Source organism: Shinella sp. WSC3-e, from assembly GCF_945994535.1.
Taxonomy (GTDB): domain Bacteria; phylum Pseudomonadota; class Alphaproteobacteria; order Rhizobiales; family Rhizobiaceae; genus Shinella; species Shinella yambaruensis.
Window position 1 is genome coordinate 192,141 of record NZ_OZ000532.1, and the last position, 23,416, is coordinate 215,556.

The 23,416-nt window shown below is 66.7% G+C and carries 18 protein-coding genes; 7 read left to right on the top strand and 11 right to left on the bottom strand.

All coding sequences use genetic code 11. From position 1 onward, the window contains the following. Positions 1–8 precede the first annotated feature (8 nt). On the bottom strand, positions 9–1,769 hold the full coding sequence (locus AABF56_RS27630; protein WP_272808283.1) for a peptidoglycan D,D-transpeptidase FtsI family protein: 1,761 nt from the start codon (positions 1,767–1,769) through the stop codon (positions 9–11). 266 nt (positions 1,770–2,035) lie between these two features. Here AABF56_RS27630 and AABF56_RS27635 point away from each other — a divergent pair, with 266 nt between their 5' ends. Then, positions 2,036–2,989, top strand: coding sequence for a DUF1403 family protein (locus AABF56_RS27635; protein ID WP_244770696.1), 954 nt, complete (start codon positions 2,036–2,038; stop codon positions 2,987–2,989). A gap of 2 nt (positions 2,990–2,991) precedes the next feature. Continuing rightward, on the top strand, positions 2,992–3,678 hold the full coding sequence (gene scpB / locus AABF56_RS27640) for an SMC-Scp complex subunit ScpB (RefSeq protein WP_244770697.1): 687 nt from the start codon (positions 2,992–2,994) through the stop codon (positions 3,676–3,678). Positions 3,679–3,715: 37 nt separating this feature from the next. Here the strand turns inward: scpB and AABF56_RS27645 are convergent, their stop codons facing one another. The 9 genes from AABF56_RS27645 to tcuA all read right to left on the bottom strand — a co-directional run bounded on the left by AABF56_RS27645 (position 3,716) and on the right by tcuA (position 14,962). Then, entirely contained in the window at positions 3,716–5,161 is a 1,446-nt protein-coding gene (locus tag AABF56_RS27645) for a M20 family metallopeptidase (RefSeq protein WP_272808284.1), read from the bottom strand. 129 nt (positions 5,162–5,290) lie between these two features. Continuing rightward, positions 5,291–6,835, bottom strand: coding sequence for an ABC transporter substrate-binding protein (locus AABF56_RS27650; RefSeq protein WP_272808285.1), 1,545 nt, complete (start codon positions 6,833–6,835; stop codon positions 5,291–5,293). A 29-nt stretch (positions 6,836–6,864) separates the two neighbouring features. Continuing rightward, positions 6,865–7,728, bottom strand: a complete 864-nt coding sequence (locus tag AABF56_RS27655) for a serine hydrolase (RefSeq protein WP_272808286.1) — start codon at positions 7,726–7,728, stop codon at positions 6,865–6,867. 1 nt (position 7,729) lies between these two features. Further along, positions 7,730–9,358 (bottom strand): ABC transporter ATP-binding protein, encoded by a 1,629-nt coding sequence (locus tag AABF56_RS27660; RefSeq protein ID WP_272808287.1) that lies wholly within the window; start codon positions 9,356–9,358, stop codon positions 7,730–7,732. Next, positions 9,355–10,173 carry an ABC transporter permease gene (locus AABF56_RS27665; RefSeq protein ID WP_244770702.1) on the bottom strand — a complete coding sequence of 273 codons (819 nt, stop codon included), beginning with the start codon at positions 10,171–10,173 and terminating at the stop codon, positions 9,355–9,357. The genes AABF56_RS27660 and AABF56_RS27665 overlap by 4 nt, the downstream gene beginning before the upstream one ends. Then, positions 10,170–11,114: an ABC transporter permease gene (locus AABF56_RS27670; protein WP_244770703.1), complete on the bottom strand. Its 945-nt coding sequence runs from the start codon at positions 11,112–11,114 to the stop codon at positions 10,170–10,172. Before AABF56_RS27670 ends, AABF56_RS27665 begins: the two co-directional genes overlap by 4 nt. 177 nt (positions 11,115–11,291) lie before the next feature. Then, entirely contained in the window at positions 11,292–12,197 is a 906-nt protein-coding gene (locus AABF56_RS27675) for a LysR family transcriptional regulator (RefSeq protein WP_244770704.1), read from the bottom strand. Positions 12,198–12,410: 213 nt separating this feature from the next. Continuing rightward, the gene (gene tcuB, locus AABF56_RS27680; RefSeq protein ID WP_272808288.1) at positions 12,411–13,544 is read right to left on the bottom strand and encodes a tricarballylate utilization 4Fe-4S protein TcuB; all 1,134 of its coding nucleotides are present in this window, start codon (positions 13,542–13,544) and stop codon (positions 12,411–12,413) included. Continuing rightward, complete coding sequence (gene tcuA, locus AABF56_RS27685) at positions 13,541–14,962, bottom strand: FAD-dependent tricarballylate dehydrogenase TcuA (protein WP_272808289.1); 1,422 nt, start codon at positions 14,960–14,962, stop codon at positions 13,541–13,543. The genes tcuB and tcuA overlap by 4 nt, the downstream gene beginning before the upstream one ends. Before the next feature lie 385 nt (positions 14,963–15,347). On the opposite strand from tcuA, the gene acnA reads away from it, so the two are divergent. From acnA to AABF56_RS27705, 4 genes are all read left to right on the top strand, one after another. After that, positions 15,348–18,041, top strand: coding sequence for an aconitate hydratase AcnA (gene acnA / locus AABF56_RS27690; RefSeq protein ID WP_272807076.1), 2,694 nt, complete (start codon positions 15,348–15,350; stop codon positions 18,039–18,041). Positions 18,042–18,154: 113 nt separating this feature from the next. Then, positions 18,155–18,892, top strand: a complete 738-nt coding sequence (locus tag AABF56_RS27695; RefSeq protein WP_272808290.1) for a sulfite exporter TauE/SafE family protein — start codon at positions 18,155–18,157, stop codon at positions 18,890–18,892. A gap of 29 nt (positions 18,893–18,921) precedes the next feature. Further along, positions 18,922–20,076 carry a 2-methylaconitate cis-trans isomerase PrpF family protein gene (locus tag AABF56_RS27700; protein WP_272808291.1) on the top strand — a complete coding sequence of 385 codons (1,155 nt, stop codon included), beginning with the start codon at positions 18,922–18,924 and terminating at the stop codon, positions 20,074–20,076. Further along, the gene (locus AABF56_RS27705; protein WP_272808292.1) at positions 20,073–21,470 is read left to right on the top strand and encodes a CoA transferase; all 1,398 of its coding nucleotides are present in this window, start codon (positions 20,073–20,075) and stop codon (positions 21,468–21,470) included. Before AABF56_RS27700 ends, AABF56_RS27705 begins: the two co-directional genes overlap by 4 nt. A 32-nt stretch (positions 21,471–21,502) precedes the next feature. On the opposite strand, the gene AABF56_RS27710 is transcribed toward AABF56_RS27705, so the two are convergent. Further along, on the bottom strand, positions 21,503–22,159 hold the full coding sequence (locus tag AABF56_RS27710; protein WP_244770276.1) for a GntR family transcriptional regulator: 657 nt from the start codon (positions 22,157–22,159) through the stop codon (positions 21,503–21,505). A 103-nt stretch (positions 22,160–22,262) separates the two neighbouring features. Between AABF56_RS27710 and AABF56_RS27715 the strand changes: the two genes are divergently transcribed. Next, positions 22,263–23,387, top strand: coding sequence for an AbrB family transcriptional regulator (locus AABF56_RS27715; protein ID WP_272808293.1), 1,125 nt, complete (start codon positions 22,263–22,265; stop codon positions 23,385–23,387). Positions 23,388–23,416 lie beyond the last annotated feature (29 nt).

Genomic DNA, 23,416 nt, shown 5'->3' on the forward strand with positions numbered 1-23,416 from the left:
ACGGCAAACTAGTAATCGACCAGCCGCATCTCCGCCTCCGGCGTGCCGAAGCGCGGCTGGACGCCGAGAAGGGGCGCGACGCGCTGGATGATCGCCTTGATCATCGGCGCCGCGGTGGACGCCGCGGTTCGCCCGCCATTCTCTCCCGTCCGGGGTGCATCGATGATGGAAAGGACGATGTATCGCGGCTTGTCCATCGGAAACGCGGCGACGAAGGCGTTGAAATTGATATCCTTGGCGTAGCGCCCGTTGATAACCTTGTCGGCCGTCCCGGTCTTTCCGCCGACATGGAAGCCGTCGACCTGCGCGTTGCGGCCCGATCCCCTCTGCCCATTCCAGTCATAGAGGAAGCGCATGTCCGCGCTCGTCGTTGCCTTGAGGACGCGGGTCGCGAGCGCCTGCGCCTCGTCCTTGGTACGAGGAAGGAAGGTCGGCGGGATGAGGTAGCCGCCGTTCACCAGCGCGGCGGCCGCGACGGCGGTCTGCAGGGGCGTGGTGGCGACCCCGTGGCCGAAGGAGATCGTGACGGAATTGATCTTCTTCCATGTCCGCGGCTGGGTGGGCGTCGCGACGCCCGGCATTTCCGTCGCCAGTTTCGACAACAGGCCGAGCCGGGTAAGGAACTGCTGGTGGCCGTCGATGCCAACCATGTCGGCCACCGCGGCGGTGCCGATATTGGAGGAATACTGGAACACTTCCGGTATGGAGAGCGGGCGGTTCTTGCCCCTGAAATCCCGGATGGTGAAGCCGCCCATGCGGATGGGACGGGAGGCATCGACGACGGAGTTCAGCGTGATCTTGCCCGCATCGAGCCCCATCGCCAGGGTGAAGCTCTTGAAGGTCGAGCCCATCTCGAAGGTCGCGTTGCTGATGCGGTTGAACCAGCCTTTCTCATAGTCCTTGTCGACGCTTCCATCCGCCAGGGTGCGGGACGGGGCATTCGGGTCATAGTCGGGCACCGAGGCCATGGCCAGCACCTCGCCGGTCTCCACGTCGAGGATGACGGCGCCGGCCGCTTCCGCCTCGTAGTCGGTCATCGCCTTGGCGACGACATTGCGCACGATGTTCTGGACGCGAAGGTCGATCGACAGCCGGACCGGTGCAAGGCGGGCATCGTCGGTCAGCCCGGCGGCCCGGAGGTCCGCCAGCCCCTGCTGGTCGAGATAGCGCTCCATGCCCGCAAGGCCCTGGTTGTCGACATTGACATGGCCGACAATATGCGCGGCGGTGGCGCCGCCCGGATAGAACCGCCGCTTTTCCGGCCGGAAGCCGATGCCCGGAAGCCCGAGCGCCAGGATCTCGGCCTGCTGCCTGGGCGTCAGCTGCCGCCGCAGCCACTGGAAGGCGCTGGGGGAGCGCAGCTTTCTGTGCGTATCGCCCCAGTCGAGGTTGGGAATGACGAGGGCGAGCTTTTCGACCACTTCGTCTGCATCGACGATGCGGCGGGGATCGGCATAGAGCGAGACCATGTGGAGGTCCGTCGCCAGCAGCTCGCCATTGCGGTCCATGATGTTGGGGCGTGAGGCGATCGCATGGCCATTGCCGCCGATCGACGCGGAAAGGACAGGCTCGGAAAGGCCGTATTGCAGAAGGCGCCCGCCGATCAGCAGATAGACCGCCGAAAAGATCGCGATCATGATCGCCACCCGCTGCCGCGCCTGCTTCCGGCGGCGCGCATTGGTGCCGACGAATGCCTCGCCCCTGGCGTTCAGGCCCCGGTCGAGGACGAAATGCGCGCGGCTCTTCAGCCGGATGACGAACGAGATCATTCCACAGCAATCCAGGCCGTGTCGCCGCAACGAAGGGCGGATCCCCGCGCGCTGACGGGAGGGAGCCTGCATGCAGACGGCCGGGAAACCAAGGAAAGACTGGGCAGGCACCGGCACGCGATTAAATTTGCATTAATATACATTTAAAGTCGTGCCGGCCGTCTTAACGGTTCATTAGGCGGGCATCCGCCGGAGAAAATGGAAAAGCTGTGCGAATGCGCTGGAAAAAACAGCACAAACCGCACGCGCCATGTAAACTCGCCGGCATGGATTCGCGCGCACGCCCACCTGTTCCCGTCCTCCTGCCGCCCACGCATCTGCCCGGCTGGGCGCTGCCGCGCGGCCGGACGCCGGATGAGCTCGACGCCGCCTTCGCCGCCGGCATCGCCCTGAAAACCCTGGACGACCTCGTTCGCGCCGAGCCCGTCTGGGCCGGCTGCTGGCGCGCGCGCCAGGCGCTTGCCTGTGCCGTCGCCGCCGTCCGGCTGGCGGGCAGGGGAGAGGACGAGGCGGCCCTGCGCGATGCGGCCCTGCTGACGGCACCGGGCGACGATCCAGGCCCGGCCGGAAAGCTCTTCCTCGCTTTCGGCAAGCTCGCCGGCCGCAAGGGCGCCATCACCTCGAAATTTGTCGCCGAGCTTGCCGATCTCTTCGGCCTTGCCTGGGACGCCCGGCTCGGCGCGGCCGTCGATCATGCCGACGCGATCCTCCAGTCGGGTCGCCCGGCGCCCTTCGCTGCGGCCGAGCTCGTGGCCGCCATCCATGCCGAGCGGCCGGACGCCGAAGCGCTCGCCTGGGCGCTCGGCGATGCGATGATCGCGGAAAAGCTCAAATGGCAGCACGCCGTGCCGCTGCTGATGGCCGAACGCCATGGCCCGGCCTTCCGCACGCTCGGGGGCAGGGGGCGTGTGCGCCCCGGCGAGCCGGGCTTCGAGCGCGCCGTCTGCCTCGCGCTGGCCGAGGGTGCCGCGGCGGCGCTGCGCTCGGCCGGCGAGGTCGCGCGTCGTGCCGAACAGCTTCTTGCCGCCGCACCGAAGGTGCGCACCAAGGGGGCCGGCGCCGTCATCCGCAAGCTGCTCGACGAGGACGCCATCTCGGCCTCCGCACGCAGCACCAACCTCTCCCGCTGGGCCAGCACGCGGCTGTTTGAGCGGCTGGAAGGGTTCGGTGCCGTGCGTGAGCTGTCGGGCCGCACCACCTTCCGGATCTTCGGGCTGTGACGATGACCGGATCGACCGCTCCCAGGACACCGCGCGCCGGCAAGGCGAAGACGGAGAAGGAAATCCTCTTCGATCGCGAGCTGGAGGATTTGCCGCCGGACCTGCGCTGGCGGGAATGGATGCTGCGCGTCGAGGCCGTCATCTTCGCTTCCGCCGAACCGGTCACACGCGAGACGCTGTCCCGCATCGTCGGCAAGGATTGCAGCATCGACCTCCTCATCGACGATCTCAAGGAAGACCTGCACGGGCGCCCCTACGAGATCGTCGCCGTCGCCGGCGGCTGGCAGCACCGAACGCGCCCACGCTACACCGATGCGATCCGCGCGTCCTCCACGCCCACGCGCGGGGGCGGGGCGCTGCTTTCGGAATTCGAGGCGATGGTGCTGATGGCGGTGGGCTATTTCCAGCCGGTCACGCGGGGCGAACTGTCGAAGATCTTCGGCAAGGAGGTCAGCCGCGACACGATCGGCGCCCTGCGCAATATCGGCTTCATCGGTTCAGGGCCGCGCAGCCCGACGCCGGGCGCGCCCTATACCTATGTGACGACCAAACAGTTCCTCTCCGCCTTCGGCATGGAGACGCTGCGCGACCTGCCGGATATCGAGGCGCTGGAAGATGCCGGACTGCTGAGCCGCAAGGAAATGGTCGATGAAACCCTTCCGGCCCCGGCGGATGACGGGGAAGGATGACCGGGCCGGACATCACCGCCCATCCCTGAGGGCGTCCTCACGATCGCTTTTCGGTCGGCTTTATCCCGGCCGGAATGGGGCAGACATAGGGTTTGCCGTCCTTCTTCTCCAGCCATTCCCGCTTCGCTTCGGCAAGCAGGGCCGGGTTGGTCATCAACGACAGACCGGTGGCGGCCAGCGTCTTTGCGGCATGCGCCATCGCCTTGTGCGCGGCCGGGCTCTTGCCCTGCGCCACCACCTGCCAGGTGTGCGGGTTGGTGCCGATCGCCCAGGCGGGCGTCCAGCACTGCGCGGTCGGCGTCACCCAGCTGACATCGCCGACATCGGTCGAGCCGGCGCGGAAATGCGACTCCCCTTCGAAGGCGCGCAGGCCGAGATGCAGCGGGGTGGTTCCATCGACCTTCGCATTGGAAAAGACATCGTCCCTGATCCGGTAGAGCCGCAGGCTGCTGTCGACCGCCTCCTGCGTGAAGGTGTCCTGGATGGCCTTGGCGAAGGCGATATCCCCCTCGTCGAAGGCGACCGGGCCAAGCGCCACCATGGTCTCGTGCATCGCCGTCTCGAGCGCGATATTGGGCAGGAGGTTGGTCGAGGCCGTGTCGAAGACGATCTCCACCTCCGTCTCCGTCATCATCGCCGCGCCGCGTGCCACCTTCTCCACGCGCGCGGCGAGCGCCAGCGCCTGCGACATTTCCGGGGCACGGATGAGATAGAGCACCTCCGCCCGCGCCTGCACGACATTCGCGGCCTTCCCGCCGGTATCGGTGATCGCATAATGCACCCGGCAATCCTGCGGCATGTGCTCGCGCAGGAAGTTGACGCCGACATTCATCAGTTCCACCGCATCGAGCGCCGAGCGGCCGAGATGGGCGGCGTTGGAGGCATGGGCGGCAAGGCCCTTGAATCGGTAGAAATATTCGAGCACGGCAAGATTGTTGGTCGAGCGCACGCCGTTGAAGGGGGCCGGATGCCAAGTCAGCGCCGTGTCGACATCGTCGAACAGGCCGGCCCGCACCATGAAGGTCTTTCCGGAGCCGCCCTCTTCGCCAGGGCAGCCATAATAGCGGACGGTGCCCGGCAGGCCCTCTGCCTTCAGGTGACGGGCGAGCGCGACCGCCGCAAGCAGCGAACCGACGCCGAGCAGGTTGTGGCCGCAGCCATGCCCGCTTTCACCGGCGGCCATCGGAGCGGCTTCGGCAATGCCCGAAACCTGGCTCATTCCTGCCAGCGCATCGAACTCCCCGAGGAAGGCGATGACCGGGCCGCCGCTGCCGCATTCGCCGATGAAGGCCGTGTCCATCTCCGCCACGCCGCGCCGCACCGCAAAGCCGTTCTCCTCCAGCGCCTTCGCCAGGACCTCCGACGATCGCCGCTCCTCGAACTTCAGCTCGGCGAAACCCCAGATGGCGTCGCTGAGCGTGGTGAAATCCGGCGCCATCGCCTCGATCGCCGCGGCGATCGATTGTACCTCTTCATGGTTCATGGCCTGTCCTCGCAGTGTATCCGCCCGTTTCGGGCGCAGAAAAGTGTCCGGCGGGCGAGCCGCCGGATCCGGTTTCGATGGAATGGAAGTCCCGCGCCGGGGGCCGCCTCCGGCGCGGGACGGCAGGGCTCAATCGTCGACCGAGACTTCCCAGAGCCGGGCGTTCGACTGCCAGACCGGCTGTCCCTTCAGCTTCCTGGTGGCGCCCCAGACGTCGACCATGTCGTAAAGGAAGATGCCGGGCATTTCCTTCAGCATCAGTTCGTGGAACTCGTCGAAGATCGCCTGGCGCTTGGCCGGATCCGCCTCGACATGGGCCGCCTTCATCAGCTCGATCGCCTTCGGATCGTCCCACATCAGCGAGGCGTTCTTGTCCTTGTCGCCGACATAGAAGGCGTACATCAGCGCCGGATCGAGACGCGGGGCGACGGACTGCGAGATCACCTGGTAATTGCCGGAGCGGCGGCGATCGACCTGGGTCGCATAGTCCAGCACCTCGATCTGGATGTTGAGGCCGACCTGCTGCATCATGGCCTGCGCCATCACGGCCGCCGGGAAGCTCGGCACATTGCCGCGCTTGTTGGCGATGATGGTGATCGGCTCGCCATTGTAGCCGGCTTCCGCCAGTTCCTTCCTGGCGGCTTCCAGATCATAGGGCAGGCGCTTCTTCTGCGTTTCGCTGAAATAGACCGAATCCTGCGAGACCATCGAGCCGTTCGCCTCGCCCGTGCCGTTGGAGGCGGCCGCGGCAAGCTCGTCGAGATCGAGCGCCATCGCCATGGCGCGGCGCACGCCGGGCTTGCTGAGGACCGGATCGCGCGTCTGGATGTAGAAGAGGTTCTTGCCGTTGTTGCGCGAGACGATGAGCTGCGTCTTGTCGCTCTCCTTGAATTCGGGGATCAGGTCGGGCGAGATTTCCGCCGTGTCGAGCACGCCGGATTCCAGGCCCGCCTTCACGGTCGAGGCATCGGGAATGACCATGAACTTGACGCCGTCGGCAAGCGGCCGCTTGGAGCCGACCATGCCGTCCGGCTTGCCGTCGTTTGCCGGGGAGACATAGTCCGCAAAGCGGGTGAGATGGATGTATTCGCCCTTCTTCCACGCGTCCCACTGGAAGGGGCCGGTGCCGATCGGCTTGTCGAAGGCACCGTCCGCAGAAACGCTCTCCGGCGAGATCATGCCGGTATAGCCGCATTCCGGACGGGACATCAGGCCGAGGAAGACGGCGGACGGGTTTTCGAGCGTGATCTCGACCGTCTCTGCATCGAGCGCTTTGACGCCGGCCACCGGCGCCGCGCCGCCCTCCGTGAAATCCTTCACGCAGGTCCATTTCGTTTCGGGGTTCAGGTAACGCGTCCAGTTCCACACCACGTCGTCCGCCGTCAGCGGCTTGCCGTTGTGGAACGTCACGTCCGTGCGCAGCGTGAACGTATAGGTGAGCCCGTCGGCCGAGGTCTCGAAGCTCCTGGCGAGAAGCGGCTTCACCTCGCCGCTGTTGTTGTAGCCGACGAGGCCTTCGACGATGTGCAGGATCACGCCGTCCGTATTGCCGTCGCGGTTGACGCCGGGATTGTTGCTGCGCAGGTCCGAGCTCTGCGCGACGGTGATGTCGCGCGCGGCGGCGATATGGACCATGGCAAGCAGCGCCGTGCCCGAAAGGAGAAGTTTCTTCATTGTTCTACCCTCTTTGCTGTCGTTGATTTTCAAGCCTGGAAGCCGTCCCAGCAGGCGCGCGAGAGCCTGCCGATGGTCTCGAGCGCCATCGTGTATCCCGGCGTGCCGTCGGGCACGACCTGCGGCACCTCGTCGGTGAAGGCGGCGATGATGTAGAAGGGGGCGCCGTCACGGTAGACGATGCCGGCATTCATGCGGCCGCGCTTGCCCGTGCCGCCCTTGTGCGCCACGACGGTGGCAAAGGGCAGGCGCGAGGGGATGGCGTAACGCAGGATCTGGTTCTTCAGCGTCTGCAGCGCATAGGCGCAGAGTGCCGGCGAGGTGCCGAGCCGCGCGGCGGCCTCGGCCGAGGTCTGCGCGTCGAGGATCGTCTGCAGGAGGAACGCCTGGTCGCGCGCCGTCGTCGTGGTCACCGAGGTCAGCGCGTGGTCCGGGGCCAGCGCCAGCGGGGGAATGAGGAAGCGGTGATGCGTGCCCGTCAGGCCGATGGACTTGCAATAGGCATCCACCTCTTCGAGGGTCAGCCGCTCGAACACCATCTTGGTGCAGACATTGTCGCTCAGCACCATCATGCCGGTGATGGCATCGCGCAGCGAGATGACGAGGCCGGGCGTCATGTAGCGCAGCATGCCGCTCGCCACTTCCTCGGCAAAGCGCGCCTCGTAGGTGATCTGTTCGTCGAGATCGAGCCGGCCCTCGTGCACCGCCTTCAGCGCGGCCATCATGATCGAGGTCTTGCGGGTGCTGGCCGAAGGGGTCTCTTCATCCGCGCGATGCTCGATCGTCTCGCCGGTCTTCAGGTTGCGGACGAAAAAACGCGTGACGAAAGGCTGCGCATTGCAGATGTCCGCCAGCCGCGCGGCGACCGGGCCGTGATGGGAAGAGGTGTCCACGTCAATTCTCCAGGCGCCACTTGAGTGTCACGCCGCCCTTCTCGTTCTGGTCGAGGGCGGGGATGGCCGAGAGGAGCCGGCGCGTATAGGCCTCCTTCGGGCTGTCGAAGATCGTGTCGCGGTCGCCTTCCTCGATGATCCGGCCGTCCTGCATGACGACGACGCGGTCGGCGACCTGCTCGACGACGCCGAGATCGTGGCTGATGAACAGGCAGGAGAAGCCGTAGCGCTTCTGCAGGTCGGAGAAGAGGTCGAGCACCTGTGCCCTCACCGTCACGTCGAGGGCGGAGACCGGTTCGTCGGCGATGAGGAAGCGCGGGCGGCGGGCGATGGCCCGGGCGATCGCCACGCGTTGGCGCTGGCCGCCGGAAAGCTCGTGCGGGTAACGCTCGGCATAGTCCGCGCCGAGGCCGACCTCCTCCAGCGTTTCGAGCGCGCGTTTGCGCTTGGCACCCGCATCGAGGCCCGGCACCAGCCGCAGCGCTTCCTCGACCAGCCCCAGGATGGTCATGCGCGGATCGAGCGAGGAATAGGGATCCTGGAACACCATCTGGCAATTCAGGCGATAGTCGGTCCAGTCCGCTTCGCGCGAGCGGCCCTGGAACCGGATCTTGCCGCCGCTTTGCTTGACGAGGCCGGCAATGGTGCGGCCGAGCGTCGTCTTGCCCGAGCCGGAGCCGCCGACCAGCGCCACGACCTCGCCCTCGTGGATATCGACGCTGACGCCCTGCAGTGCCCGCTTCGCCTTGCCCCGGCGGAACAGCGACCTGCGACCGGCATAGTCGACCACGACATTGCGGGCCGAGACCATCGGCGCCTTGCTCATGTCGATGGCGCGGGCCTCGCCGCGAAAAGGCAAGGAGGAAAGCAGCTTCTTCGTATAGGGATGCTGCGGAGCCTCCAGCAGGTCCTCCGTCCGGCCCGCTTCGACGATGGCGCCCTTTTCCATGACGACGATGCGGTTCGTGTAACGCGCCACCATGGGAAGGTCATGGCTGATCAGCAGCACGGCGGTGCCCTCGGCCCGCGTCAGCTCCACCATCAGCTCCATCACGTCGCGCTGGATGACGGCGTCGAGCGCGGTGGTCGGCTCGTCGGCGATCAGGAGCGCCGGCTTCAGCAGCATGACGGAGGCGAGCATGATGCGCTGGCGCATGCCGCCGGAGAATTCGTGCGGATAAGCGGTAAGCGCCCCTTCCGGATCGCGGATACCGACCCGCTTCAGCATGTCGAGGATGCGCGCCCGACGCTCCTCGGGCGAAGCCTTGGTATGAAGGATCAGGCCCTCTTCCAGCTGCCGGCCGATGGTCATCGACGGGTTGAGCGAGGTCATCGGCTCCTGGAAGACGACGCCGATCTCGGCGCCGCGCAGGTCCCGGAGTTCCCGGTCCTTCATGGCGAGGACATCGCGCCCCTTGTAGCGCATCGATCCGCCCTTCACCCGGATGGCCGGCGGCAGGAGCGCGATCAGCGCACGGGTTGCCAGCGTCTTGCCGGAGCCGCTCTCGCCGACGATGCCGAAGATCTCGCCCGGAGCGATATCGAAGGCGATGGACTGGACGACCTCGCGGCCGGTCCCGGCGACCTGAAGCGAGAGGTCGCGAACGGTCAGAAGCGTATCCGTCGTCATTTCAGGCCCCTCATGCGCGGGTCTAGCTTGTCGCGAAGGGCGTCGCCCAGGAGATTGATGCCGAGCAGCGTCAGCGCGATGCAAAGGCCGGGAAACAGGCCGAGCCAGACGGCCTGCTCGACGAAGGGACGGCCGGCCGCCAGCATGTTGCCCCAGGTCGGGGCCGGCGGCGGCACGCCGAGGCCGAGGAAGGAGAGCGCGCTTTCCGACAGGATCGCCCAGCCGAACATGGAGGTTGCGAGAACCGTGATCGGCGCCAGGCAGTTCGGCAGGATGTGGCGGACCATCGTGTAGAGTTCGCCATTGCCCATCACCCGCGAGGCCTCGATGAACTCCCGTTCGCGCAGCGACAGCACCGCGCCGCGCACCACGCGGGCCATGGAAGGCGTATAGGCGATGCCGAGCGCGAAGATGATGCCGTACTGGTTGGCGCCGAAGACGGCGAGCAGGCCGAGCGCCAGCAGGATGCCGGGAAAGGCGAGCAGCGCATTGTTGACGGCCATGATGACGCCGTCGACCCAGCCCCGCGCATAACCGCTGACAAGGCCGATCAGCGTGCCGCAGATCGTGGCGAAGCCGACGGTCAGCGCGCCGATCCAGACGCTGGCGCGGGCACCGACCATCAGGCGGCTCAGGACGTCGCGGCCGAATTCATCGGTGCCGAGCAGATGGTCGGCTCCCGGCGCGGCGAGGCGGGCGGTGAAGGACAGCTTCATCGGATCGAAAGGCGTCCAGACGAGGCCGAGGGCGGCGGAGAGGAGCAGGATGGCGATCAGGATGCCGCCGATGAGCCCGTTGAAGGTGAACTTTTTCATTCGGCGACAACACGCGGATCGAAGAGGGGATAGAGCAGGTCGACGACGAGGTTGACCAGCACATAGGACAGCGAGACGAATAGAAGGCACCCCTGGATGACCGGGTAATCGCGGGCGAAGATGCTGTCGACCATCAGCCGGCCGAGGCCGGGAATGGTGAAGACCGTCTCGATGACGGCGATGCCGCCGAGCAGGTTGCCGAGGATCAGGCCGATCATCGTCCAGGTCGGGCCGAAGGCGTTCTTGAAGGCATGGCGCCAGAGCACGGCTCCCTCGGAAAGCCCCTTGGCACGGGCATGGGTGATATAGTCGAGGCGCAGCACTTCCAGCGTCGAGGCGCGCGCCATGCGGATCAGCACGCCCGCCTCGTGGATCACCAGCGTCATGATCGGCAACACGAGATAAAGCATGCCGCCGGCAAGATCGTCGCGGATCGACACGTAGCCGAGCACCGGCAGCCAGCCGAGCTTGAGGCCGAAGAACAGGAGAAGCAGCAGGCCGAGCCAGAAGGTGGGGATCGACAGCAGCACCGTGGCGGTGCCGACCAAGGCAAGGTCGGTCAGGCTGTTCTGGCGCCAGGCGGCGATGACGCCGGCCGGCACGGCGACCAGGCTGGCGAGAAGAACGGCGACGACGACGATCTCGGCGCTGACGAGGAAGCGCGACACCACCAGCGGCAGCACCGCCTCGTCGTTGACGATCGACCGGCCGAAATCACCCTGCAGCACATTGCCGGCCCAGATCAGGAACTGCTGCGGCATGGACTTGTCGAGGCCGAGCTCGGTGCGCATCTCGGCGATCTGCTCGGGCTGGGCCATGTCGCCCAGCATGAGGGCGGCAGGGTCTCCGGGAATGAAGCGGATGAGCGCGAAAACCGTCACCGACACGAGCGCGATCGTCGGCAGGGCCATCACGAGACGGCTCAGGATGAATCTCAGCATTGTTTCCCCACGATTGGGGGCCGACTTTCCTCTCGGCCGCCATCGGTTTCGTTGGATTGACTATGACGGAATGAATAAAACTACGCAATATTATGCGATTTTGTCATACTGTTATGCAGACTTGCGAGCACTGCCCATCGCCGCCATCGACGGAAGCCAAAAGCTATCAATTTGATTTCAATGGCGTTCCTGCGAAAGCAGAATCTGCCGCTTGAGCGCATCGCTCAAGGCCTGGGCCGCAATCGAGAGCGGCATCCCGGCGGCGCGCGCCAATCCGAATTCCTGCGTGGTCTGCGGCACGAACGGGCGGTGGACTACCGGAAGATGACGATAGAGATTCGCATAGAAGCTGCTGATGATCGTGATCCCCAGCCCGTGCGCCACATAGGAGCAGGCGGAGCTGTTGGTGTGCGTCTCGATCTTGACCATCTGCTTCACGCCGGCCCGTTTGAAGACCTGGTCGAGCGCCATGCGGTTCGGGCGCTGCCGGCCGATGAGGACGAGGGGCACGTTCCGCAGATCGCGGACGGTGACCTCCTCCAGTCCGGCCAGCGGATGGTCCTTCGGGATGACGCAGACGCTTTCGCCGCTGGCGACCTTCTCGACGGCGATGCCCGGCCCCACCTCGCCCTCCATGCGCAGGAAGCCGAGGTCGATCACCCGTTCCCCGACGAGCTTGTTGATCGCCGTCGTCGATTCGAAGAACGTCTCGATGCGCACGCCCGGAAAGTCCCGCACATAGTCGAGCAGCATGGCCGGCGCGAAATTCTCCCACATGCTGCTCGGCAGGCCGATGCGGACGATCTCCGGCCCCGAGGCGCCGTTGCGCAGGTCCTCCGCATGCCCCGCCATGCGATCGACGGCGAGCAGCACGTTTTCCGCGTCCCGCGCAAGGATAACGGCCTCCGGCGTCGGGATGAGCCGCCCCTTGTCGCGGGCGAACAGGGTTAGCGCCAGATCCGCCTCGAGCTGCGCCAGCAAGCGGCTGACACCCGACTGGCTGAGCCCCATGGCCTTGGCGGTCGCGATGGTCGAGCCGGTGGAAAGAAGCGTGCGCAACACGTCGAGCTGCCTGATGTTCATGATGCCGGCACCCTCAAGGCAAGATCGATCACGCCGCCGATGCGCTGAAGGACGAAGGCGGCGGCCCCTCGCAGCACATTCCGTCGCTGCCGGAAAGGCAATAAGTCACCGGCAGCGCCTGTTCAAGCGCGATGAAGCGCAGGTACCACGAACAAAGCCAGGGTCCGCCGTCGCGAGCCCGCGACGGCAACGGCGTCATGGGTCCCGACGGCTTCAGGCTCCGTCGATCTGCCGCTTCTCCTTCGCATAGCGCACCAGCGCGAGGAAGCGGTAGATGCCGTGCACGAACTTGCCATAGGGCATGGTGACGAACAGGCTGAAGACGACGCCGAGATGCAGGGCGAGCAGCAGGCCCATGGCCGGCGTGGCGCGCAGGACGAGCAGCAGGAGGCCGGTCAGGCTCGTCAGGAACAGCATCACGAGGAAGGCGACGTCCATGCCGGTGCGCGAACCGTCCTTGAGAACGGGATCGCGCCGCCATTTCGCGTGGAGCAGGCCCGCCGGCCCGACGAGGAGGCCGATGCCGCCGAGCGTGCCGAGCACGACCGGCAGATCATAGACGGGGTAGGGGGCTTCGAGGCCGAGAAGGTAGTGGTAGAGCGTCGCCGTCGAGGTCGCGGCAAAACACAGGAGGAAGCCGTAGAACGTCATGTGATGGTAGAGGCGCCGCCGGTCGGTCGGCCGGTCGTCCTCGTTCATGCAGCCGACCCCGCCGCCATCGAGATAACGCAGGCTTCCCGCATCGCGGACTGCCTGCCAGATCGAGGCGGGTTCCCCGAGCGTGCCTGCGGGCTCGCCGATATCCTTCCAGAAATTGCGGATGCCCATCGCCATCGCCACCACGGCATAGGCGAAGGCCGCGCCGAAGAGCAGCGCCATCGCATTGTGCGGCATCAGCTTGTAGAAGGCGCCGGGCCCGGTATGCACACCGAAGAGCACAGCAGGATCGTGCCAGGCGGCAAAGCCGGCAATGAAGAGCGCGACGCTCAGCGCCGCGATCAGGCTGATCGCCAGCCCGTTGCGATGGAAAAGGCCGGAAAAGGCACGCGGCCAGGCATAGGCCCGGTAGGAATCGTTGCGCACGATCGCCAGCGTCTTCGGCACGTTCACGTCGAACTCGTGCGGCGGCGAGAACTGGCAATCGTGGAAGCAGGCGCCGCAGCTGTGACAGAGGTTGGCAAGATAGTTGAGATCGCCATCCGAGAAGGCCCGCCGCATTTCCATGGCCGGAAAGACGGCACAGAGCCCCTCGCAATAGCGACAGGAATTGCAGACCGTCATCAGGCGGTCCGCCTCGGCAAGGCTTGCCGTCGCATGGACCGGCTGGAGCGGAGTATGGATGTTCATGCGGCCTCCGGGGACTGGCTTGCGGACGAAACGAGACGGGCGGCCTCCCGCCCGGCAATGCGGCCGAAGACGCTGCCGATCGTCATGCCGATGCCGGCGGCATAACCCTGGCCGAGCACGTTGCCGGCCATGATCTCGCCGGCGGCGAACATGTTGGCCGCCGGGCGTCCATCCGCCATCACCATGCGCGCCGCCCGGTCCACCTTGACGCCGAGATAGGTGAAGGTGATGCCCGGCCGGACCGGATAGGCATAGAACGGCGCCGTCTCGATGCGCCGCGCCCAGTGGGTCTTGGCCGGCTCGAGGCCCTCGGTGCGACAGTCGTCGAGGGCCGTATGGTCGAAGGTGCCGGGCCGGACCGCGGCGTTGAAACCGGCGACCGTGCGCTTCAGCGCCGCGGGCGCAAGGCCCAGCTTCTCGGCAAGCCCACCGATCGTATCGGCTTCTACCGGCGGGAAGAGAGACGGCATGAAGAGTTCGAGCGAGGGCGCATCGAAGACGATATAGGCGATCTGGTCCGGCTGGGCGGCGACGAGCCGCCCCCAGATGGCATAGCGCTTCGGCCAGACATCCTCGCCCTCGTCATAGAAACGCTCGGCATGCCTGTTGACGACGATGCCGAAGACGACGCAGTCGAGGCGCGTGATGATGCCGCCGTCGAATTTCGGCGCACGCGCGTCGATCGCGACGGCATGGCACTGGGTGGGATCGCCGATCTGCATCACGCCCCTGTCGATCAGCATCCGCAGCACCGTGCCGCGATTGTAGGGCGTGCCGCGGATCAGGAAGTTTTCGGCGATCTCGCCCCAGCCTTCCTTCAGCCAGTCGATATTCGCCTCGAAGCCGCCGCTGGCCGCGATGAAGGTCTTTGCGCGGATGGAGACGTCCCTGCCGGCATGCCGCACGGTGGCGGAGCGGAACCGTGCGCCCTCGATCGCAAGGTCCACGACTTCGGCGTCATAGACGATCTCGACGCCGAGGCTTTCGGCCGTCCGGTAGAGGGCGTTGAGCATCGCCCGCCCGCCGCCGAGGAAGAAGGAATTGGTGCGCCCGAGGCTGAGCGTGCCGCCGAGAGAGGGCTGGAAGCGCACGCCCTGCTCGACGATCCAGGTCAGCATCTCCTTGGATTCGGCGATCATCATGCGCGCCAGGGCCTCGTCCGTCCGGCCGCCGGTCACGCGCAGCAGGTCGTCGAAGAACTCCTCCTCGCTATAGGGGCCGGAAAGCGTTTCGGTCGCCGCATCGTGCGCGCAGCGCATGTTGCGGGTGTGGCGCGTGTTGCCACCCCGATAGAAACGCGGCGCACCCTCGGCAATGAGCACCCGCGCGCCGGCCCGCCGGGCGCTGATCGCCGCGCAGAGCGCGGCGTTGCCGCCGCCCGCGATGAGCACGTCGTAGTCTGTCGAACCGTCAAGCATGCTGGAGCCGTTCCGCCTTTGCTGCACTGCGCCGTTCATACTGCACACATTTGTATACAGTCAAGCACGGGTCGAAAAGACGCTTGCTTCCGCGCGGCATCGATCGGTAAATCGCAAATGAAAACAGGGCCTCGCAATTGGAGAAGCCCCCATTCGCCGAACGGCAGTATGCAAATGGATACATTGCTGTAGCGGGGCGCCCGGAAATTATCTATAACGCGGTCGCCACGCCAGCGGTCGGCGTGAATTTGATGTTCAGCGCCGAACACGGGGAGTGATTTCCGGGTACGGACAGCGGAAATGGCCGCACCCGCATCCCACAGGCGCTTTGGCGCGAGGGCGTTCGTACGTCAGTTTCTGGCGACCAGACGGAACGGGGTATAACGTGTCCAGATCCCTAGACAGTTTCCATTGTCGTTCGACCTTGACGGTGAACGGCACCGACTATGTGTATTACAGCCTGCCGAAGGCCGAGGCGAACGGGCTTGCCGGGGTCTCGAAGCTGCCCTATTCGATGAAGGTGCTGCTGGAGAACCTGTTGCGCTTCGAGGACGGCCGCTCGGTGACGAAGGAGCACATCCTGTCGGTCGCCGAATGGCTTTCCAACAAGGGCACGGTCGAGAACGAGATCGCCTACCGCCCGGCGCGCGTCCTGATGCAGGATTTTACCGGCGTTCCGGCGGTGGTGGACCTTGCGGCGATGCGCGATGCGATGGTCTCGCTCGGCGGCGATCCGGAGAAGATCAACCCGCTGGTGCCGGTCGACCTCGTCATCGACCATTCGGTCATCGTCGACGAGTTCGGCACGCCGACCGCCTTTGCCCGCAACGTGGAGCTGGAATACGAGCGCAACGGCGAGCGCTACCGCTTCCTCAAATGGGGCCAGCAGGCGTTCAAGAACTTCCGCGTCGTTCCGCCCGGCACGGGCATCTGTCATCAGGTCAATCTGGAATATCTGGGCCAGACGGTTTGGACCAAGGACGAAGACGGCGAGATCATCGCCTACCCGGATACGTGCGTGGGCACGGACAGCCACACGACGATGATCAACGGCCTCGGCGTGCTCGGCTGGGGCGTCGGCGGCATCGAGGCGGAGGCGGCCATGCTCGGCCAGCCGGTCTCCATGCTGCTGCCCGAGGTGATCGGCTTCAAGCTGACGGGCAAATTGAAGGAAGGCGTGACGGCGACCGACCTGGTGCTGATGGTCGTGCAGATGCTGCGCAAGAAGGGCGTGGTGTCGAAGTTCGTCGAGTTCTTCGGCCCCGGCCTTGACAACATGACGCTGGCCGACCGCGCGACGATCGGCAATATGGGCCCGGAATACGGCGCGACCTGCGGCTTCTTCCCGGTCGATGCCGAGACGGTCAACTACCTCACCATGTCGGGTCGCGAAGAACAGCGCATCGCGCTGGTCGAGGCCTATTCGAAGGCTCAAGGGATGTGGCGTGACGGCGACGGCTCCGACCTCGTCTTCACCGACACGCTGGAGCTGGACCTAGGCGACGTGGTTCCGGCCATGGCCGGCCCGAAGCGCCCCGAGGGCCGCATCCCGCTGGAGAACATCGCCTCGGGCTTTGCGAGCGCGATGGAGGCCGACTACAAGAAGCCGGGCCAGCTTGAGAACCGCTATCCGGTCGAGGGCACGGACTACGATCTCGGCCATGGCGACGTGGCGATCGCCGCCATCACGTCCTGCACCAACACGTCGAACCCGTCGGTGCTGATCGCCGCCGGGCTTCTCGCCCGCAACGCGGTCGCCAGGGGCCTGAAGACCAAGCCGTGGGTGAAGACGTCGCTTGCGCCGGGATCGCAGGTGGTCGGCGAATACCTTGCCAAGTCCGGCCTGCAGGCCGATCTCGACGCGCTCGGCTTCAACCTCGTCGGCTTCGGCTGCACGACCTGCATCGGCAATTCCGGCCCGCTGCCGGCGCCGATCTCCAGGACGATCAACGACAAGGGGCTGATCGCCGCGGGCGTCCTGTCGGGCAACCGCAACTTCGAGGGCCGCATCTCGCCGGACGTGCAGGCGAACTACCTCGCCTCCCCGCCGCTCGTCGTGGCTTACGCGCTGGCCGGCTCCGTGCAGAAGGACCTGACGAGCGAGCCGCTCGGCGAGGACAAGGACGGCAAGCCGGTCTACCTCAAGGACATCTGGCCCTCCTCCAAGGAGATCCAGGCCTTCATCATGAAGTATGTCACGCGCGAGCTCTACGCCACGAAATATGCCGACGTGTTCAAGGGCGACGCCAACTGGCAGGACGTGCAGGTGCCGGCGGGCCAGACCTATGCCTGGGACGACCAGTCGACCTATGTGCAGAACCCGCCCTACTTCGTCGGCATGGGCAGGACCGGCTCGGGCCTTTCCGACATCAAGGGCGCGCGGGTGCTGGGCCTGTTCGGCGACAAGATCACCACCGACCACATCTCGCCGGCCGGCTCGATCAAGGCGGCCTCGCCGGCCGGTGCCTACCTGATCGGCCATGGCGTCGGCGTCGCCGACTTCAACCAGTACGGCACGCGGCGCGGCAACCATGAGGTGATGATGCGCGGCACCTTCGCCAATATCCGCATCCGCAACCACATGCTCGGGCCGAACGGCAAGGAGGGCGGCTACACGATCCACTATCCCTCCAAGGAGGAGATGTCGATCTACGACGCGGCGATGAAGTACAAGGAGGAGGGCGTTCCGCTCGTCATCTTCGCGGGCGTCGAATACGGCAACGGCTCCTCGCGCGACTGGGCGGCCAAGGGCACCAACCTTCTCGGCGTCAAGGCCGTGATCGCCCAGTCCTTCGAGCGCATCCACCGCTCCAACCTCGTTGGCATGGGCGTCGTGCCCTTCGTCTTCGAGGACGGCACGACCTGGGCGTCCCTCGACCTCAAGGGCGACGAGACCGTCACCATCGAGGGCCTGGAAGGCGACATCAAGCCGCGCGAGAAGAAGATCGCCAGGATCACCTATGCCGACGGAACCGTCAGGGACGTCCCACTCCTCTGCCGCATCGACACCCTCGACGAGGTCACATACATGAACAACGGTGGCATCCTACAAACCGTCCTCAGAGACCTCGCTGCCTGACGAACGAAGGGCACCGGGTCGCGGCCGATCCGGTGCCCATCCATGCAAGGCGGCGGCGCTGCCGCCGAACGATGCCGCGCCGGGTCTTTCGCCCGGACAATCCCGAGTTCTCCATGACCGTTGTTCTCTTCGCCGGCATGACCGTCACGGTTTTCCTGACATCGCTGCTCTCAGGCATTTTCGGCATGGCTGGCGGGATGATCCTGCTCTGGGTCCTCCTGTTCCTCGTGCCCGTCGCGACCGCGATCGCCGTGCATGGCCTGGTTCAGATGGTGTCGAACGGATCGCGGGCCTGGTTCTCGCGCGACTATCTGGACTCCCGCATCCTCGCGACCCTCACGGCCGGCCTCTTCAGCGCCGCGATCCTGCTCATCCTCGTCGCCTATCGCCCGAGCCTCATCGTCGTCTCGATCGTCGTCGGCCTCCTGCCGATCCTCGTCTGGCTGCCGCTCGGCAAGCTGGAGCTCGACGCCTCGAAACCGCTGCACGCCTTTACCTGCGGCTTCCTGTCCGGCGGGCTGGCGATCGGCGTTGGCGTTTCCGGGCCGAGCATCGACGTCTTCTTCATCCGCACCAACATGGACCGGCGCACGGTCATCGCCACCAAATCCGCCATCCAGTTCCTCACCCATGCGACCAAGGTGGCCTTCTACTGGGATGCGGCGATGACGCTCTCGTCGGAGGGCTGGCTGGCGATCGCCGCGGCCGTGCCCATCGCCGTATTGGGAACGCGCTCCGGCAACATCATCCTGCACCGCATGACGGATGCCAATTTCCGCGCCTGGACGCGCTGGATCGTGACGGGGATCGGCGCCGTCTATTTCGTTTCGGGGATCATGCAGCTCGCCTGAGGGAAGAGCCCGGGCGGGGAGGAGGGAAGATGACACAGATTTTCATACCGGCCGTCTTCTATCGCGGCGGCAGCAGCAAGGGCCTCTTCTTCCATGCCCGGCATTGTCCGCGGGACCCGGCCGCGCTCGACCGGATGCTGCTCTCGGCGCTCGGCAGCCCCGACCCCTACGGCCGCCAGCTCGACGGCATGGGCGGCGGCACCTCGTCGCTATCGAAGGCCGTCATCATCGGCCCGCCGACGCACCCGGACGCCGATGTCGACTATACGTTCGCACAGGTCGCGGTCGACCGTCCGGTCGTCGACTGGGGCGCCAATTGCGGCAACCTCTCCTCGGCCGTCGGCCCCTTCGCGGTCGATGAAGGGCTGGTGCGCGCAGCGGACGGCGAAGCGCTGGTGCGCATCCACCAGGTCAACACGAAGAAGATCATCCATGCCCGCTTTCCCGTGCGCAATGGCAAGGCCGTGACGGCGGGCGATGCCACCGTGGATGGCGTCGCGGGAGCGGGGGCGCCCATCGCGCTCGACTTCCTCGATCCCGGCGGCACGGTGACATCCGGCCTTCTGCCGGCAGGGCAGGTCATCGAGAGGGTCGAGGTCGACGGCCGCATCTTCGAAATGTCGCTGGTCGATGCCAGCAATCCCGTCGCCTTCGTGGCGGCGGAAGACGCAGGCCTCACCGGATCGGAACATCCCGACGCCATCGAGGGCAATCGCGAGGCCATGACGCTGCTCGACCGGCTGCGCCGCGCCGCCGGCGTGCGGATGGGACTTGGCTCGACGCCGGACGGCGTCGGCCTTGCCAATCCCAAGATCGCCGTCGTCTCGGCGCCTGCCCCCTTCGTGACGCTCGACGGCCGGACCGTCGGCGGCGAGGCGCAGGACATCGCCATCCGCATGCTCTCCATGGAACGCGCGCACCGGGCGGTGACCCTGACCGGCGCCATGTGCCTTGCCGTCGCCTGCCGGATCGAAGGCTCCCTGCCGCATCGGCTCTGCTCCAGGGACGCCGGCACGCAAGCCATCCGGATCGGGCACCCCTCCGGCATCGTCGCGGCCGGCGCAACCGTTTTCCCGCGCGGCGGAGGCTGGCATGTCGAGAGCGGCCGGGTCTACCGCACCGCGCGGCGCCTGATGCAGGGCGAGGTGGCCGTGGCCCCGTTCGACGGGGAGGGGAAGCCATGAGCCTCGGCGCGGCGGAAAGGCCGCTGCGTGACCTCCTCAATGCCATCGGCTGGGACGATGCGCCGGTCGAACGCCTCACCATCGAGGAGCGGCCCAAGGTGCTCGCAACACCCTGGCCGGTCGCGCCGCTCGCCGCGGCGGTGCTCGGGGCCGTGGGGCTGGCCGCCTCGCGCATCCGCGAGCTGAGGACCGGCGAGCGCCCGCGCATTTCGCTGGACATGCGGGAGGCGGAGCTTGCCATGGCGAGTTCCAGCTACCTGCTGGTGGACGGAAAGCCGGCCAAATTCCGCGATCCCTTCACCGGCTTCTATGAGGCGGCGGGAGGGGAATGGGTCTATCTGCACGGCAACTTCCCCCATCTGCGGGACGGGCTGCTCGCCCTCCTCGGCGTTGCCAACGATACCGATGCGGTGAAGGCGGCGGTGGCCGAACGCCGGGCGGACCATATCGAGGCCGAAGCGATCCGGCGCGGCCTGTGCGCCGCCCGGGTGCGGGAACGCTCGGCGTGGCTGCGCGAACCGCAGGCCGCGGCCATCGCCGCACAGCCTCTCGTGCATCTCGAACGAAACGGGGCAGCGGTCATGCCGCTACCGCAAGGCGGCGAACGGCCGCTTTCCGGCCTGCGCATGCTGGACCTCTCCCGCGTCATCGCCGGCCCCATGGCGGGCCGAACGATGGCCGAGCACGGCGCGACGGTCATGCGCATCGCCAGCCCCCGTCTTCCCTCGATCCCCTCTCTCGTGATCGACACCGGCTTCGGCAAACACGCGGCCTTCGCCGAGCTGGACACCGCGGAAGGGCAGGCGTCCTTGCTGGCGCTTGCCGCCGATGCCGATATCGTCCTCGATGCCTACCGGCCGGCATCGCTCCGCAGTCGCGGCTTCGGCCCCGATGATCTCGGCCGTCTCAATCCGCATCTCATCCACCTCTCGCTGTCCGCTTTCTCGCTGCAAGGCCCCTGGCAGGGGCGCCGGGGCTATGACAGCCTGGTACAGGCGACGACGGGCATGGCGGCGGAGGGACGCGAGGGCAGGGGACCGGCGCTGTTGCCATGCCAGCCGCTCGACTACCTTACGGGCTACCTTGCCGCCTTCGCCGGCATGCTCGCCCTCATCCGGCGCCAAGAGCAGGGCGGGCGGTGGCAGGCGACGCTTTCGCTTGCCGCGACCGCGCACTGGATGTGGCGCATGCGCGATGCCCTGGGTGACGACGCCGCGTACCCGTCCGCCAACCCGGACGTCGCCGCCGTGGCCGATCTGCTCGACACGCACGACACCGCCTTCGGCCGCGTCACCGCCCTGCGGCCGGCGCTTCGTTTCGACGGCATGCGCACCGCCTGGAGCCGCATGCCCGTGCCGCTCGGCAGCGATCCCGCCCACTGGCCGCAATCATGACGGCGGCGCGGGCGGCGGCGCACCGAAGCGCTTCAGGTCTCGCTTTTCGTGATGATGAGGCGGGCTTCCAGCGCGGCCTTGATGTGCGCGGCGGCCGCCTTTTCCGCCCCGTCCGCATCGTGCCGGCGGATCGCGTCTATGATCGCGACATGTTCGTCGGTCGCCGTCGTCGTGCGGCCCGGCTGGATGAAGGTCGTGTCCGGCAGCAGCGCGATCGTCTCCTGCAGGTCTTCCACCGCCTGGCGGAGGTAGCGGTTGCGGGCGGCGTCGTAGAGGCGCGCATGGAACTGCCGGTTCCACTGGGCGGCGACCTTGGGGTCCTCCGAGGCGGCGAATCGGGTATTGAGCCGTTCCAGATTGGCGATCTCGGCCTCTGTCGCATGGCGCGCGGCAAAGCGGGCGACGATACCCTCCAACTCCTCGCGCATCGCATAGAGCTCGAAGATCTGCTGCATGGAAAGGATCGAGACGGCGACACCCCGGCCGGGCGCCGCCTCCAGAAGGCCCTTTTCCTGCAGGCGGCCAAGCGCCTCGCGCACCGGCGTGCGGCTGACGCCGAGGCGGGTCGCCACCTCCTCCTCGCGCAGCGGATCGCCCGGCCGGTAGATACCGTCGCGAATGGCCGTCAGAATGGCCTGGTAGGTGCTCTGGCCGCGCGTCTTGGAAAGCAGGTCCTTGGATGCGGTCATGACTGGCTCTCCCGTCCGTGTGGACTTTCCGGCTACAGAAGGAAAAAGGCGTTGTCCACGGGGTTGTTTAATTGCATGCCATTGGATGCAAAGCAAAAGCGAAATGGTACGACCTGTGTCGAAGCATGAAATCCCACCCCTGAAGACGGCCGGGCACGGCAAGACCGTCCCGCTGCTTCATACCCTGCGCACGCTCGCCATCGGCACGGTCGGCGGCTGGTGCGGCTATATGCTCGGCCTGCCGCTCGGCTGGCTGCTCGGCGCAATGGCGCTGACCATGGCGCTGGCGGTTGCCGGCGTGCGCGTGAGCGCCTCGCCGAAGCCGCGCGCGGCAATGATCGCGGTGGTGGGGCTGATGGTCGGCAGCGCCTTCAAGCCGGAGGTGCTGCGCCAGGCGGCCGAATGGCCGGTGAGCCTTGCCGCGGTCGCCGTCTATACGGTCATCGTCGCGGCGTTCGGCATCGTCGTGTGCCGCCGCCTCGGCCGGCTCGACCCGGCAACGGCGGCCCTGAGCGGCATGCCCGGCGGCCTCAGCGAGCTGATCTCCATGGCGCCCTCCTTCAAGGCGGATGTGCGCAGCGTGAGCATGGTGCATGCGACGCGCCTCGTTCTCCTGATCACCATCGTGCCGCTGTCGCTCACCCTTTCGGGCGCGCTTGCCGCGCTCACCGGACGCACGGTCGACCGGACGATGCACTGGGCGCTGACGCTCTCGGCCCTCGACGCCATCGTGCTCGCCGGCTGTGCCATGCTCGGCATCTTCCTTGGCCGCCGCCTCCGCCTGCCGGCGGCGAACCTTACCGGCCCGCTGGTGCTGAGCGCCGCCGCCCACATCACGGGCCTCACGGACGCGGCGGTGCCCGACCTCGTCATCGCCGTCGCACAGGTGGTGATCGGCGCGACGATCGGCCAGCACTTTGCCGGCGTCGCGCGGCGCACCATGCTGACCGGCGTGGTGCTCGGGCTGGTGCTCACCTGTTTCAGCCTCACCATGGCCGCGCTCTTCGCCATCGCCTTCGACCGCTATCTCGACATCCCCTTCGCGCTCGGCCTGCTCGCGCTGGTGCCGGGCGGGCTGCCGGAGATGAGCCTGATCGCCATCTCGCTCAATGCCGATCCGGCCTTCGTGAGCCTGCATCACCTCTGCCGCGTGGTCATCGTCGTCCTGGCGGCGCCGTCCATCCTGCCGCTCTGGTTGCGGTTGTCGGGCGGGGAGGGTAAGGGCTGAAGGCGAAAGGCGGGTGTTGCCGAGGCGCG